This is a genomic window from Kitasatospora sp. NPDC098663, from assembly GCF_044760075.1.
Lineage (GTDB): Bacteria > Actinomycetota > Actinomycetes > Streptomycetales > Streptomycetaceae > Kitasatospora.
This window is the reverse complement of sequence record NZ_JBIWAP010000036.1, coordinates 68926-82020: the sequence shown is the minus strand read 5'-3', so window position 1 is coordinate 82020 and position 13095 is coordinate 68926. Positions and strand designations below refer to the sequence as shown.

General features: G+C 74.8%; 14 protein-coding genes. 5 read left to right on the top strand and 9 right to left on the bottom strand.

All coding sequences use genetic code 11. The features are described 5' to 3' along the window. The first annotated feature begins 79 nt into the window (after window positions 1-79). Together ACIQVZ_RS31225 and ACIQVZ_RS31220 are read left to right on the top strand one after the other, a co-directional pair. Window positions 80-1378, top strand: coding sequence for a PQQ-binding-like beta-propeller repeat protein (locus ACIQVZ_RS31225; RefSeq protein ID WP_402454534.1), 1299 nt, complete (start codon window positions 80-82; stop codon window positions 1376-1378). A 59-nt stretch (window positions 1379-1437) separates the two neighbouring features. Beyond that, window positions 1438-2073, top strand: coding sequence for a uridine kinase (locus tag ACIQVZ_RS31220; RefSeq protein WP_350883814.1), 636 nt, complete (start codon window positions 1438-1440; stop codon window positions 2071-2073). Here the strand turns inward: ACIQVZ_RS31220 and ACIQVZ_RS31215 are convergent. From ACIQVZ_RS31215 to ACIQVZ_RS31195, 5 genes are all read right to left on the bottom strand, one after another. After that, window positions 2021-2878 carry a DNA-formamidopyrimidine glycosylase family protein gene (locus ACIQVZ_RS31215; RefSeq protein WP_402454532.1) on the bottom strand — a complete coding sequence of 286 codons (858 nt, stop codon included), beginning with the start codon at window positions 2876-2878 and terminating at the stop codon, window positions 2021-2023. The genes ACIQVZ_RS31220 and ACIQVZ_RS31215 overlap by 53 nt on opposite strands. Before the next feature lie 42 nt (window positions 2879-2920). After that, window positions 2921-3376, bottom strand: coding sequence for a universal stress protein (locus ACIQVZ_RS31210; protein ID WP_350883818.1), 456 nt, complete (start codon window positions 3374-3376; stop codon window positions 2921-2923). Window positions 3377-3574: 198 nt separating this feature from the next. Beyond that, window positions 3575-4573 (bottom strand): zinc metalloprotease, encoded by a 999-nt coding sequence (locus ACIQVZ_RS31205; protein WP_402454528.1) that lies wholly within the window; start codon window positions 4571-4573, stop codon window positions 3575-3577. A 77-nt stretch (window positions 4574-4650) separates the two neighbouring features. Continuing rightward, window positions 4651-5319: an AAA family ATPase gene (locus tag ACIQVZ_RS31200; protein ID WP_402454526.1), complete on the bottom strand. Its 669-nt coding sequence runs from the start codon at window positions 5317-5319 to the stop codon at window positions 4651-4653. Window positions 5320-5438: 119 nt separating this feature from the next. Continuing rightward, the gene (locus ACIQVZ_RS31195; RefSeq protein ID WP_402454524.1) at window positions 5439-6365 is read right to left on the bottom strand and encodes an LLM class F420-dependent oxidoreductase; all 927 of its coding nucleotides are present in this window, start codon (window positions 6363-6365) and stop codon (window positions 5439-5441) included. A gap of 142 nt (window positions 6366-6507) precedes the next feature. Between ACIQVZ_RS31195 and ACIQVZ_RS31190 the strand changes: the two genes are divergently transcribed. Beyond that, window positions 6508-6861 carry a DUF6401 family natural product biosynthesis protein gene (locus ACIQVZ_RS31190; protein WP_402454521.1) on the top strand — a complete coding sequence of 118 codons (354 nt, stop codon included), beginning with the start codon at window positions 6508-6510 and terminating at the stop codon, window positions 6859-6861. A 38-nt stretch (window positions 6862-6899) separates the two neighbouring features. Here ACIQVZ_RS31190 and ACIQVZ_RS31185 read toward each other — a convergent pair whose 3' ends face one another. Continuing rightward, the gene (locus ACIQVZ_RS31185; RefSeq protein ID WP_350883828.1) at window positions 6900-7721 is read right to left on the bottom strand and encodes a mechanosensitive ion channel family protein; all 822 of its coding nucleotides are present in this window, start codon (window positions 7719-7721) and stop codon (window positions 6900-6902) included. A 197-nt stretch (window positions 7722-7918) separates the two neighbouring features. On the opposite strand from ACIQVZ_RS31185, the gene ACIQVZ_RS31180 reads away from it, so the two are divergent. Next, window positions 7919-8677, top strand: coding sequence for an alpha/beta hydrolase (locus tag ACIQVZ_RS31180; RefSeq protein WP_402454516.1), 759 nt, complete (start codon window positions 7919-7921; stop codon window positions 8675-8677). 39 nt (window positions 8678-8716) lie between these two features. Here the strand turns inward: ACIQVZ_RS31180 and ACIQVZ_RS31175 are convergent, their stop codons facing one another. From ACIQVZ_RS31175 to ACIQVZ_RS31165, 3 genes are read right to left on the bottom strand one after another with little or no spacing between them, the layout of a single operon-like run. Further along, entirely contained in the window at window positions 8717-9625 is a 909-nt protein-coding gene (locus ACIQVZ_RS31175) for an ABC transporter permease (protein WP_402454513.1), read from the bottom strand. Beyond that, window positions 9585-10454 (bottom strand): ABC transporter ATP-binding protein, encoded by an 870-nt coding sequence (locus ACIQVZ_RS31170; RefSeq protein WP_402454511.1) that lies wholly within the window; start codon window positions 10452-10454, stop codon window positions 9585-9587. The genes ACIQVZ_RS31175 and ACIQVZ_RS31170 overlap by 41 nt, the downstream gene beginning before the upstream one ends. Next, on the bottom strand, window positions 10451-10975 hold the full coding sequence (locus ACIQVZ_RS31165) for a MarR family winged helix-turn-helix transcriptional regulator (RefSeq protein WP_402454509.1): 525 nt from the start codon (window positions 10973-10975) through the stop codon (window positions 10451-10453). Before ACIQVZ_RS31165 ends, ACIQVZ_RS31170 begins: the two co-directional genes overlap by 4 nt. A 145-nt stretch (window positions 10976-11120) precedes the next feature. On the opposite strand from ACIQVZ_RS31165, the gene ACIQVZ_RS31160 reads away from it, so the two are divergent. Further along, the gene (locus tag ACIQVZ_RS31160; RefSeq protein WP_402454506.1) at window positions 11121-13085 is read left to right on the top strand and encodes a glycoside hydrolase family 5 protein; all 1965 of its coding nucleotides are present in this window, start codon (window positions 11121-11123) and stop codon (window positions 13083-13085) included. Window positions 13086-13095: the final 10 nt, after the last annotated feature.

Here is a 13095-nt window from a genome sequence, read left to right as displayed (position 1 = left end):
TCGGGTGGTTCGGGGGCTGTTCGATATCCTCCGGGCGAGTGGTGGCGCGTGGGGCGCCATGGGGGAGGTGGGAGCCGGTATGCAGTCGCCGTCGTCCGAGGGGCCCGTGCGCGAGGCGTCGTGGCAGTGGGACGGCGAGGCGGACGGGCCCGCGCGGGAGCCCGTGGACGTGGTCGGCGGGGGCGGGGACGGGCCGCGGCTGAGCCGGCGCGGGCTGCTGGCGGGGGCCGGGGTGCTGGCGGCGGGTGCGGCGGTGTGGGCGTTCGGCCGTTCGGGTGCGGACCAGCCGGCTCCGCAGCCGAAGCCGCGGCCGACCGCGCTGTCCGGGCCGACCCCGCTGTGGACGTACCGGGGGCCGGAGGCGATGACCCCGGAGCGGCTGGCCGGCCCCCCGACCCGGCCGGTGTTCCTGTCCCGGGCCGGGCTCCAGGTCCTGGACCCGGCCACCGGCGAGGCGGCGCGGCTGCTCACCCTCGACCGGCCGCGCGGGGACTGGCCGAGCGACCTGGAGGTGCTCGGCAAGGTGGTGCTCGGACCGGACCGGCTCTTCACCACCTCCCCGGGCCACCTGGACGCCCGCCACCTCGGCGACCCCGCCGCCGACTGGAGCCTGCCGCTGCCCGACGACCTGCAAGGCTCCGTCGAGCTGTCCGGCTTCGACGACGGCATCCTGTACGGCTACGTCTGGGGCTGGTCGCGGGAGAGCTCGACGCCGAACGGCCGGCTCCTCGCCGTCCGGGTCGCGGACCGCTCGATGCTGTGGCACCTCCCCACCGACCGCAACGAGCAGCCGTTCACCCCGGTCACCGCGCCCGGCGGCCACCTCCCGTGCCTGCGCGACCTGGGCAACGGCAGCGAGCTGGTGGTCCGGGACACCGCCGACGGCCGGGAGCTGTGGACGGCCCCCGGCGCCGGGGGCCTGGACTGGTGCGTCGGCGGCCCGGTGCACGTCTACGTCCCCGACGGGGCCGGCGGCGTCCGTGCGCTGCGCCCCGGCGGCGAGCCGGCCTGGACGGTGTCCCCCGGCCGGGGCGAGTCGTGGCGGGCGATGCCCGCGGTCTCCGACGGCCCACGGGTCTACCTGGCCCGCGACAACGGCCTGGTCACCGGGCACGACGCGGTCACCGGCGCACGGCAGTGGTCCTACCGGCTGCCGTTCCTGCTGGACCGCCGCAGCCACCCGCTGGTGGTCGGCGGCACGCTGTTCGTCCCCGGACCGGCGACCGCCGGGGTGTGCGCGATCGACACCGCGAGCGGCACGCCGCGCTGGACGTTCCTCGACTCGGGCCCCGGCAAGGACGTCTGGTCGCTCGCCGTCGACGCGAACCACCTCTACGTCGGTCACGACGACGTCCTGCACGCCCTCCCACTCAGCTGACCGCCCGGCACCACAGCCACGACGGCACCACAGCCACGACGGCACGACAGGATGGCCTGATGCAGGTACGCCCGATCTCCCCCGACCGGCTGGCCGACGTGCTCGCCGACCGCATCGCCGCGCTGTCCGACCCCGGCGGCCGGTGGCTGCGGGTCGCGGTGGACGGCGCGCCCGCCGCCCGCCCCGACCTGCTCGCCGACGCCCTGGTGGAGCCGCTGCTGCTGCGCGGCCGCCCCGCGCTGCGGGTGTCGGCGGCCGGCTTCCTGCGTCCGGCCTCGATCCGGCTGGAGTACGGCCACCAGGACGCGGACGCCTTCCACGACCTCTGGCTGGACGACCGCGCCCTGCTGCGCGAGGTACTGGACCCGCTGGAGCCCGGTGCCAGCGGCCGCGTGCTGCCCTCGCTGCGCGACCCGGTGACGGACCGCTCGACCCGCGCCCCGTACGCCGAACTGCCGCCCGGCGGCGTGCTGTTGCTGGACGGCGCGCTGCTGCTCGGCCGCTGGCTGCCGCTGGAGCTGGCCGTCCACCTCGCGCTCACCCCGACCGCCCTGGCCCGCCGCACGCCCGCAGACCAGCAGTGGACGCTGCCCGCCTTCGCCCGCTACGAGGCGGAGACCGGCCCGGCCGAGGCCGCCGACGTCACCGTCCGGGTGGACGACCCGCGTCATCCGGCCCTGGTCGAGCGGACCTGACACCCGTACCGGCCGGGGCCGGGCCGCGCTGGCAGTAGGGGCACCAGTACGCCGCCCGGTCCTGCGGGGGCGCGCCCTGGCGGGCGGTCCGCACGAGGGTGCCGCAGCGCGGGCAGGGGCGGCCGGCCCGGCCGTAGACCCAGTGCTGGTGACCGCGCCGGGTGTCGCCGGTGGTGACGTGGCCGGGGCGCAGCCGGTTGGCGTCGAGGAGCTCCCGGGCCCGCTCCACCAGCCGGTCGGGGCGCGGGAGTTGGCCGACCTCGGTCCACGGGGTGACGCCGGCCAGGTAGCAGAGTTCGGCGGCGTAGACGTTGCCGATGCCGGCGAGGTTGCGCTGGTCCAGCAGCGCCTCGGCGAGCGGGCGGCCGGGGTGGGCGAGCAGCCGGCGGACGGCCTCCACCGGGTCCCAGTCGGCGCCGAGCAGGTCGGGGCCGAGGTGGCCGACGGCGCGTTGCTCGTCGGCGGTGCGCAGCAGGTCGACGACGGGCAGCCGGTAGCCGACGGCGGTGCCCCGCTCGGTGCCGAGGACGGCGCGGATCTGCCAGGCGGGGCCGCCGGACCAGCGCTCGCCGGGCCGGTAGACCTCCCAGCGGCCGTCCATCCGCAGGTGGGTGTGCAGGGTGAGGCCGCCATCGAGGCGGGTGAGCAGGTGCTTGCCGCGCGGGGCGACCTCCAGCACCCGGCGGCCGGCGAGGACGGCGGTGGCGTGCGCGGGCACCCGCAGGTCGGCGCTGGTCAGCACCTGCCCGGCGAGGACCTCGTGCAGCCGGGCCGCCGCGCGGTAGACGGAGTCACCTTCTGGCATGCCTCCATCCTCCACCGCGCGGCGGCCCGGCGGGGCGGTGCGCTACTCGGCCTCGGCCACCTGGCCCTCCCGGACGACGACGACCGGGCAGGGCGCGTGCTCGGTGAGGTGGCGGCTGACGGAGCCGAGCAGCACGCCGGAGAAGCCGCCGAGGCCGCGGCTGCCGACGACGAGCAGCGCGGCGCCCTTGGCGGCCTCCAGCAGGGCCTGGGCGGCGCTGCCGGGCATCACGCTCTCGCTGATCCGCACGCCCGGGTCGTCGCCGACGACCCTGACGACGGTGTCGGAGAGGGTCTTGCCGGCCAGTTCCTCGGGGTTGAAGACCTCGGCGGACGGCACGTTCGGCGCGGCCCAGCCGTAGAACGCCGGGTACTCCCAGGCGGCGATCGCGGTGATGGTCCCGCCGACGGCCCGTGCGTAGTCGACCGCCCAGCGCAGCGCCTGCTCCGAGGCGGGCGAGCCGTCCACGCCGACGACGATCCGGGGGTTGGCACTCATGGCGTTTCTCCTTGGCGCTCAGTTCCTGCTCGGTCCCGACACTCCGAACATAGATCAGATCGGGCTCGTGGTCGGCATTTGCCACGCCGTGATCGGCGTTTTGCATTCAGATCGATGGCAACAGGCCCTACCGATCTGCGGTTCTGTGGTTCTGTGGTTCTGCGAGGGCGCCCGGGGCGTCGAACGGGCCCTGACGGGTCAACTCCGGTAGGCGGCCCAGGAGTCGGCCATCCGCTGGACCTGGCCGGGGGTGAACTGGCTCATGCAGGAGTCGTAGCTGTAGTCCATGAAGTTGTGGATCGGGTCCAGGCCGGGCCCGGTGCAGGTGTGGCGGCCCTCGGGGCAGCCGTAGGCCGGGGTGCGCTCGGGCGGGGTGTCGTCCACGTAGTCGCCCGGGGGCAGGCAGCCGCCCTGGAAGGTGTGGAAGAGGCCGAGCCAGTGGCCGATCTCGTGGGTGGCGCTGCTGCCCTCGTTGTAGTGGGCGGCGGCGCCGCCCGGCAGGGAGGCGTCGAGGACGACCACGCCGTCGTCGGCGGGGTTCGAGCGGTAGGCACTCGGGAAGGTCGACCAGCCGAGCAGGGACTGGCCGAGCTTGGCGGTGTAGAGGTTGAGGGTGCCGGCGTCACCCTTGCGCAGCGCGTTCTTCATCGCCGCCTCGGCCCCGGAGCCGGGGGTGATGCCGTCGTACCAGGAGGCGTTGTCGGTGTAGTCGGTGCCGGCCAGCTCGAAGTGGAACTGGCTGGGGGTGTTGCCGTCGCCCTGGCCGCCGTAGGTCGCGTTGAGGTGGTCGATCTGGGCGACGACGACGCCCCCGTCGAGCCGGCCGGTGTCACCGGCGTGGATCACGTGGACGAAGACCGGCACCGTCGTCGGGGCGCCGATCCGGGCCTGGGCGGAGGAGAGCCGGGCGAGCCGGTCGTCGAGATCCGCCTGCATCGCCCGGGCCTCGGCGGCGGTGACGGCGTTCGGGTCCCGCCCGGCCTGGCTGCCGGCCGGCTTGCGGGCGGCGGCGTCGGAGTCGGAGTCGGAGCCCGCACAGGCCGCGGTCACGGCGGCCGCGGCGACAGAGCGCGGGGTCGCGGCGGCGGAGTGCGGGGCCGGGGCGGCGAGCTGGCTGAGACCGGCGGCCGCGACCAGCGCGGCAGCCCAGGGGAACAGACGGGGGGCACGCGAGCGCACCCGGGCAGTACGGCGCATCTGCGCTCCTGACAAGGGAGTTGGCGGAGTGTCGGCCGCGCCCCGGGCCCGCCCGGCTCGGCGCGGACCCGCCGAGACTACGACGCGGCGAAGACGATCTCCCGCAGGGCGCGCGCGGCGGCCCGGTCGAGTACCACGGCCGACGCACAGCCCTCCGGCGCCCGTCCGGCCCCGGTGAGCCGGCGCCGCAGCCTGTCGACGGCGGCCCGGTGCCGGAGGAAGGCGTAGCGGGAGACGCTCTGCCCCCGGCTCTGCTGGCCCTCCCGCGCCTCGGCCGGTTCGGCGTCCAGCAGCAGCAGGTGCACCCGGCGGCCCTGCCGGGCGGCGGTGCGGGTCAGCCAGAGCCGCACCCAGGACAGCGAGCCGCAGTCGTGGACGGCGAGCGGCCCGCCGGCCAGCACCGCGCGCCGCAGCCGCCGGTAGTGCGCGATCCGCGCCAGCGGGCGGTAGAGGGCGTACGGGAGGCGGCCGGGCAGTCTGGCCGCGTACTCCTCGCGGACCAGTTGGGAGTCGACCAGCGGGGCGCGCACGCAGCGGCGCATCAGGGTGCTCTTGCCGCTGCCGGGCAGCCCGGAGACGACCAGCAGGTCGCCGGCGGGGTAGTGCAGCGCCACCGGGGCGGGGCCGGCCCGCAGGTCGTGCAGGCCGGGCTGCACCCGTAAGGCCTGCGGGGCGGCGGCGGGGCCCTGGCCAGGGGGCGGCGGCACCCGGGGTGCCGCCGCCTCCGCCGTTCTCGTCCTGGTCACCGGTCCTCCCCGCGCCGTTCCCTCCCTCGGAGCATTACGCATTCCCAAGAGCGAGTAAAGAGCGGTGGTCGCCGGGCCCGGCCGGCCGGTGCCGGATCAGGGCGTGCCGTGCGGGCGGGTCAGCCGAGCTGGGGGGCGACCCGGGAGGCGATGAGCTCCAGGTGGTCGAGGTCGTCCAGGTCCAGGATCTGCAGGTAGACCCGCTCGCTGCCGACGGCCGCGTACCGGCCGATCTTCTCGGCGACCTCGTCCGGGGTGCCGGCCAGGCCGTTGGCCTTCAGCTCGTCCACATCCCGGCCGATCACGGCCGCCCGGCGGGCCACCTCGGCGTCGTCGCGGCCGACGCAGGCCACCAGGGCGTTGGAGTACACCAGGTCGCCGACCGATCGCCCGGCCTTCTCGACGGCGGCCTTGACCCGGCCGAACTGCGCGGCGCTGTCCTCCACCGAGGCGAACGGCAGGTTGAACTCGTCGGCGAAGCGGGCGGCCAGCGCCGGGGTCCGCTTCGGGCCGAGCCCGCCGACCAGCACCGGGATCCGGTCCTGGGCCGGCTTGGGCAGCGCCGGCGAGTCGGTCAGCGTGTAGTACTCGCCGGCGAAGTCGAAGGTGTCGCCGAGCTTGGTGTTCCACAGGCCGGTGATGATCGCCAGCTGCTCCTCCAGCCGCCCGAACTTCTCCTTCGGGAAGGGGATGCCGTAGGCGGCGTGCTCGGCCTCGTACCAGCCGGCGCCGAGGCCGAACTCGACCCGGCCGCCGCTCATCGCGTCCACCTGGGCGACCTGGATCGCGGTGACGCCGGGCAGGCGGAAGGTGGCGGCGGTCATCAGGGTGCCGAGGCGGATGGTGCGGGTGTCGCGGGCGAGGCCGGCCAGGGTGATCCAGGCGTCGGTCGGCCCGGGCAGGCCGTCGACGTCGCCCATCTTCAGGTAGTGGTCGGAGCGGAAGAAGGCGCTGAAGGCGCCCAGGTCCTCGGCGGCCCGGGCGACCGCCAGGAGGGTGTCGTAGCTCGCGCCCTGCTGCGGTTCGGTGAAGATGCGGAGATCCATGCGGACCATTCTGGTGCAGACCACCCGCGGATCCGCGCGGAGAACCGGCCAAGCCGCCGAAGCTCCCGAAGGTGGCCAAGGTCTCAGCACGGAACCGTCACGAGCCGCCGGTCCGGCCGACCCGCTCGCCTACCGTGGACGGATGTTCGCCACCCCCGACGAGTCCTTCCGGCGCTTCCCCGACGAGCCGGCCGGCTGCCCGCTGCCCGGCATCGTCGCCGCGTTCACGCCACGGCTGTCCGAGTTCGCCTTCGAGCCCGGCTTCGTCGCGATGGTCGACCAGCACGTCGCGATGCTGCGCGAACTGCTGTACGCGCAGGGGCCGGAGCTGGCGCCCCGGCCCCTGGACCGTGAGGAACTGTCGGACTACGCGCTCGGCTTCCTGGACGCGCTCACCGAGATCGGCTGGCGGGAGCCGGTGGGGTACGACTACGCGGTGCACCGGCTGACCGCGATCTGCTGGCTGGTGCGCGAGCAGGGCCTGCTGCGGGCCTGAACCCGCTGCGGGTCGCCACGACCCAGGACACGCCCGCCCTAGCTCGGCTGGTCGCCCGGGCGGCCCGGGTCGATGCCGGGCGGCGGCGGGGTGGTGCCCGGAGCGGCCTGGGTGGTCGGCCGGGTCGGCTGGTTGGCCAGCACGTCCGCCCGGCCCGCCTGGTAGGCGCTGCCGCGCAGTTTGGCGCTCTCCTGCTCGGCGTGGCCCAGCCAGCGCTCCCAGCGCTGGCGCATCGGCAGGATCAGGCCGCCACCGACGCCCACCACCAGCACACCGGCGATCGTGGCGAGCACCGCGATCAGCACCGGTCCGGTGATCGCGGTGGCGATCCCGGCCTGACCGAGCGCCGCGATCACGCCCAGCGCGACGATGAACGCCCAGGCGATCGTGGCGACCGTCCGGCCGTACGAGGCGCCGGCGAGCGCGTTGCGCACGATGTCGCGGACGCCGTTGGCGATGGCCATCGCGACCACCACGATCGCGACCGCCACGATGCCCCTGGGCAGCCAGGCGACGATGCTGTGGATCATCACGCTGATCGGGTTCGGGCCGAAGACGCCGAACGCCAGTTGCAGCACCATCAGCAGGATCGCGTAGTAGACGATCTTGCAGATGATGCCGGTCATGTCGTAGTTCGACCCGCTCAGGTGGCGGGCCATCCCGGCCCGCTCGGCGACCCGCTCCGAGCCGACCTTGCGCAGCACGCGGTCCAGGACCTTGGCGATCGCCTTCGCCACGATCCAGCCGATGACCAGGATCGCCAGGAAGGCGATGAACTGCGGGATGAATTTCGCGATCTTGGACCAGGCGTCGGTGAAACCCGATCCGAAGTCCACGGAGAGTGCGAGCTGCTGAGCCACGGAGTCCTCCACTCGGTGACACGGCGCCACGAGCGGCGCGTGCGGCCCCCCCTTCGTGGATAGCAGCACCCCGCCCGGCCCGCGCGCCCCTGGTCCCCGGGCTGCTCCCCCCGGGTGAAACGGGCCCGTAGACGCCCCGCGTAAAGTGATGTTCAAGGGCAGGGAACGGGGGCGGGACGGGACGGGACGGTGCGGGTGTGAGCAGCGACATGGTGGACGGCGGCGCGACGACCGGCAGCACGGCCGGGCACCCGGCACTGCGCTGGCGGGTACGGCCCGAGGCGCCGCGCGCCGCCGTCCTGGTGCTGCACGGCGGCGAGGAGCACAACCTCTCCCGGCCCGGTCCGGTCAACCTGCCGCTGCTGCGGATGCACGGCTTCCTGCGTTCCCTCGCCAAGGACACCGCCGGCGCCGACGTGGCCGTCGGCACCGTCCGCTACCGCCACCGGGGCTGGAACGGGCAGCGCGCCGACGCCGCGCTGGACGCCCTCGCCGCCCTCGACGAGCTGGCCCGGGAGCTGGGCGAGGTGCCGACCGTCCTGATCGGGCACTCGATGGGCGGGCGCGCGGCCCTGCGGGCCGGCGGTCACCCGGCCGTCACCGGCCTGGTCGCCCTCGCCCCCTGGTGCCCGGCCGAGGATCCGTGCGAGCAACTGGCCGGACGGGACGTCCTGCTGCTGCACGGCGACCGCGACAAGGTCACCCCGCCCGCCGAGACCCGGGCCTTCGCCGCCCGGAGCCGGGCCGCCGGCGCCCGCGTCTGCGGCTACACCGTCACCGGCAGCGGCCACGCCATGCTCCAGCGCATCCCCGACTGGCACCGGGCCACCACCCGCCTGGCCACCGCCCTGCTCGGTCTGCGCCCGCTCCCCGCCGAGACCGTCTCCGCCCTCGCCCTTCCGCCCGCCTCCCCCGAGGCCCTCACCCTCGCCCTGCCCCGCCAGCCGCGCGGCTGATCCCGCGCGGGCCGGCGGTCGCACGCGGCGGCGCGGGCGTCAGCGGGCCAGACGGCCGAGGAGGGCGGAGGCCGCGGTGATACCGAGCACGGTGGCCAGGGTCAGGACAGCGAAGTCGAGCGGGAGGTGGGCGCGGGTGCCGATCAGCAGGCCGCGCAGGGCATCGACCTGGTAGCTGAGCGGGTTGGCCCGGCTGACCACCTGGAGCCAGCCCGGCATCAGGTCCACCGGGTAGAGGGCGTTGGAGCCGAAGAAGAGCGGCATGGTGATCGCCTGGCCGATGCCCATCAGTCGGTCACGGGTGAGCACGATGCCGGCGATGGTCATCGAGAGGCAGGAGAAGAACGCCGAGCCGAGCAGCACGGCGACCACGACCCCGAGCAGCCGCAGCGGGTTCCAGGTCATCGCGACTCCGAGCAGAGCGGCGATCACCACCACGACGACGGCCTGGATCACCGCCTTCACCCCGGCGGCGAAGGCCTTGCCGGTCACCAGCGCGGCGCGCGGGGTGGGGGTGACCAGAAGTTTGGTGAGCACCCCGGAGTCCCGCTCCCAGATGATCATGATGCCGTAGAAGATCGCGATGAACATGGCGGACTGGGCGATGATCCCGGGGGCCAGGAAGTCCAGGTAGGGGATGCCGCCGGTGGGGATGGCCTTCAGCCGGGTGAAGGTCTCCCCGAAGATCAGCAGCCACAGCGCGGGCTGCACCGCCCGGGTGTAGAGCTCGGTGCGGTCGTGGCGCAGCTTCTGCAGCTCGACGGTGCACATCGCCAGCGTCCGGGCGGGCACCAGCCGCCAGCCGGTGCGGGCGCGCGGGGGGACCAGCAGCAGGCCGAGGTCGGGGCGGGCGGCGGTCGCGGTGGCAGAGGCAGTGGCAGTGGCGGCGGCGGCGGGGCCCGGGGGCTCAGCCGACGCGGGAGGCGGTGCGGCGGGTACGGCGGACATCGCTGAACTCTCCTTCCGGGGCCTCGCCGGGGGCCAGCTCGCGGCCCGCGAAGTGGCGGAACACGTCGTCCAGACTGGGGTCGGTGAGCTGCGGGTCCTGGGCGCGGACCACGGTCTTCAGCTCCTCGGTGGTGCCGAGCGCGCGGATCCGGCCGCGGTCCATCAGGGCGATCCGGTCGCAGTAGCGGTCGGCCTCGTCCATGTAGTGGGTGGTGACCAGCACCGTCATCCCGGTGGCCTGGCGGACCGCCTCGACGCACTCCCAGACGCCGGTTCGGGCGATCGGGTCCAGGCCGATGGTCGGCTCGTCCATCACCAGCAGGCGCGGGGCGCTGACCAGGGCCTGGGCGAGCTCCAGCCGGCGGACCATGCCGCCGGAGTAGGTGCCGGCCATCCGGTCGGCCGCGTCGGCGAGGCCGACGGCGGCCAGCGCCTGGGCGACCCGCTCGCGGCGCTCGCCGTGCGACACGTCGAACACGCGGGCGAACAGCGCGACGTTCTCCCGACCGGTCAGCCCGCCGTCCGCGGAGAGCTGCTGCGGCACGTAGCCGAGCAGCCGGCGGACGTTCATCCGCTGCCGGGCGGGGTCGTGGCCGAAGACCCGCACCATGCCGGCGCGGACCGGCAGCAGGGTGGTGATCGCCCGGATCGTGGTGGTCTTGCCCGCGCCGTTGGGGCCGAGCAGGCCGAACACCTCGCCGGTGCGCACCGTCAGGTCGACACCGTCGACGGCCTTGGTGCCGGCATCCTTCCCGCGCCCGTGGTGGAAGGTGTACTCCAGACCGCGGCAGGCCACCGCCTCGTCGCCGCCGTTCTCCGGGAACGTCATCGCTCCTCCTCCCCCGGCTCACCGGGTCGGGTGCGCAGGCCCGTCGCCACCTCGCGCAGCGCGGGCACCGCGGCGGCCAGGGCCGCCCGGGAGTCGGCGGGCAGGCCGGCCACCACCTCCCCCACCAGCGCGGCGCGCCGGGCCCGCCAGACCGCGAGGCGCTCGACGGCCTCGTCGGTGGCGTACAGCAGGGCGGCCCGGCGGTCGGCCGGGTCCACCTCCCGGCGCAGCAGCCGCAGCGCGACCAGCTGGTTGACCAGGGTGGAGACCGAGTTGCCGGCGAGGCACAGCTCCTCGGCCGCGTCGGACACCCGCAGCCCGGGGGTGTCCATCACCAGGCGGAGCAGTTCGATCTGCGCTCCGCGCAGTCTCGGTTCGGTGAGTCCCTGCCGCAGCCGGCGGCGGACCAGGCGCTGGATGCCGACCAGCAGGGCGGAGAGTTCGTCGGCCACGTCGGGATCGGGGGTCGCCAGGGGGTCGGCGGCCGGTGCGGGGGCGAGCGTTTCCGGTGTCGCACTCATACCTCCGATTTTAGCTCTCAGTGAGAGGTATTCGTCCAGAGGGCGGACGGGGTGGACCGGAGGACTGCCGGGCGGGGCGCGGCTGTGCCAGGATCCCGGGTGACCGTGTACGGACACCCGCCCACCCTCACCGCCGGGGACCCTCATGAGAAGACTCGCGCTCCGCGTACTGTCCGCAGCAACGGCTTTGTCCGCGTTGCTCGTTGTGGCGGTGGCCACTCCTGCGACCACCCCTGCGGGGGCCACCTCTCCGGCCGCCGCCACCGACACCGCCGCCCCGGTGCCGCTCAGCGGCGCGCAGTTGGCGGCCTCCTGGGCGGGGCCGCTCAGCACCCGGGGGCGGTACGTCGTCGACGCGTCGGGCGACCGGTTCAAGCTGAAGTCCGGCAACTGGTCCGGCGCGCAGGGCACCTGGCAGGGCAGCGGCTCGACCACCGATCCGGCGAACAACCAGGCCGGCCAGGTCTCGTACAACCTGCCGCTCGGACTCGACCGGGCGCCGCTGCCCGAGATCTTGGCGGGCTTCCACAGCCTCGGGCTGAACAGCGTCCGCCTGCCGTTCGCGGACGCGATGATCCGGGACACCGCCGCCGTCCCGGACGCCGCCGTCGCCGCCAACCCCGGGCTTCGCGGCCGCACCCCGCTGGAGGTGTACGACGCGGTGGTGGCGGCGCTCACCGCCGACGGGTTCGCGGTGATCCTCAACAACCACACCACCGGGTACCGGTTCTGCTGCGGCCTGGACGGCAACGAGCGGTGGAACAGCGGCCAGTCCACCGAGACGTGGGAGCAGGACTGGCTGTTCATGGTGAACCGGTACCGGGCCGACAAGCGCGTGGTCGGCGCCGACCTGCGCAACGAGGTCCGCCGCGACACCTGGGACGACCCCAACTGGGGCCTGGGCGACGCCCACGACGCGTACGCCGCCTTCGAGGAGGCGGGCAACCGGATCCTCCGGGCCGCCCCCGACCTGCTGATCATCATGGAGGGCATCAACTGGCAGGGCGTCCCGCTGGCGGGCCTGCCGCACGGCCGTCCGATGCTCAAGCCGGTGGCCACGCTCTCCCACACCCTGATCGACTCGGGCAAACTGGTGTACTCGGCGCACTTCTACGGGTACACCGGCTCGGCCAACACCGGCGCGGGCAGCGGTCCGGGCGCCACCGGCGATCCCCGCTACCAGGATCTGACGCCAAGTCAACTCGCCGCCGTGGTCGACGAGGAGGCGCTCTTCGTCACTCGCTCCGGGCAGCACTTCACCGCCCCGGTCTGGATCAGCGAGTTCGGCGCGGGCGGGCGGGGCCCGACCGACGCCAAGGAGCAGGACTGGTTCGACCGCTTCACCGCGATCCTGGCCGAGCACGACACCGACTTCGCCGTCTGGCCGCTGGTCGGGTGGCACAACGACGGTGTACCGCAGGACAGTTGGGCACTGCTCCACTACGACCGGGCGGGCCGGCGGCTGAGCGTCGAGGACCCGGGCGACTGGCGCGCCGCGTACTGGAACCGGCTGGTCGCCGCCCCCGGGTACACCGGCCGGGTGCCGGCCGCCGCCCGCTGGAACCTGCTCGACCTCGACCACGCCGACCAGAACGCCTCCCGGCGGATGCTGGCCCTGCCCGACTGGAGCAGCGGCAACCGCAAGGGGAACTGCCCGGACGGCCAGCGTCTGATCGGCCTCGGCCGCGGTGACGGCCGCGGCCTGTGCACCGACGCCGGGCAGCCCGCCACCGGGCCGGACGCCTGGACGACCGTCACGGACGAGCGCTACGTCACCGGCGGCGACTGGGCGCCCGGCTACGACAAGCTCCAGTGCCCGGACGGCCGGTTCGCGGTCGGCTACAGCGTCCACGCCGACGCGATGGCCGCCCTGCTCTGCGCCCCGGCCGCGGCCGCGCCGCCCGCCGCGACCGGCCGGGTGCTCTGGTTCGACCACGGCGACAACCGGCCCCCGGTCACCACCGGCGCCGACTCCGCGGCCAGCGACTGGGCGCCCGGGGCCTACAAGGGGCAGTGCGCCTCGAACGAGTACGTCGCGGGGATCGCCTTCACCTGGCGCTGGCTGCACGCCGGCGTCCCGGACGCGCTGCTCTGCCGCCCGCTGGCCTGACACCGCCGCT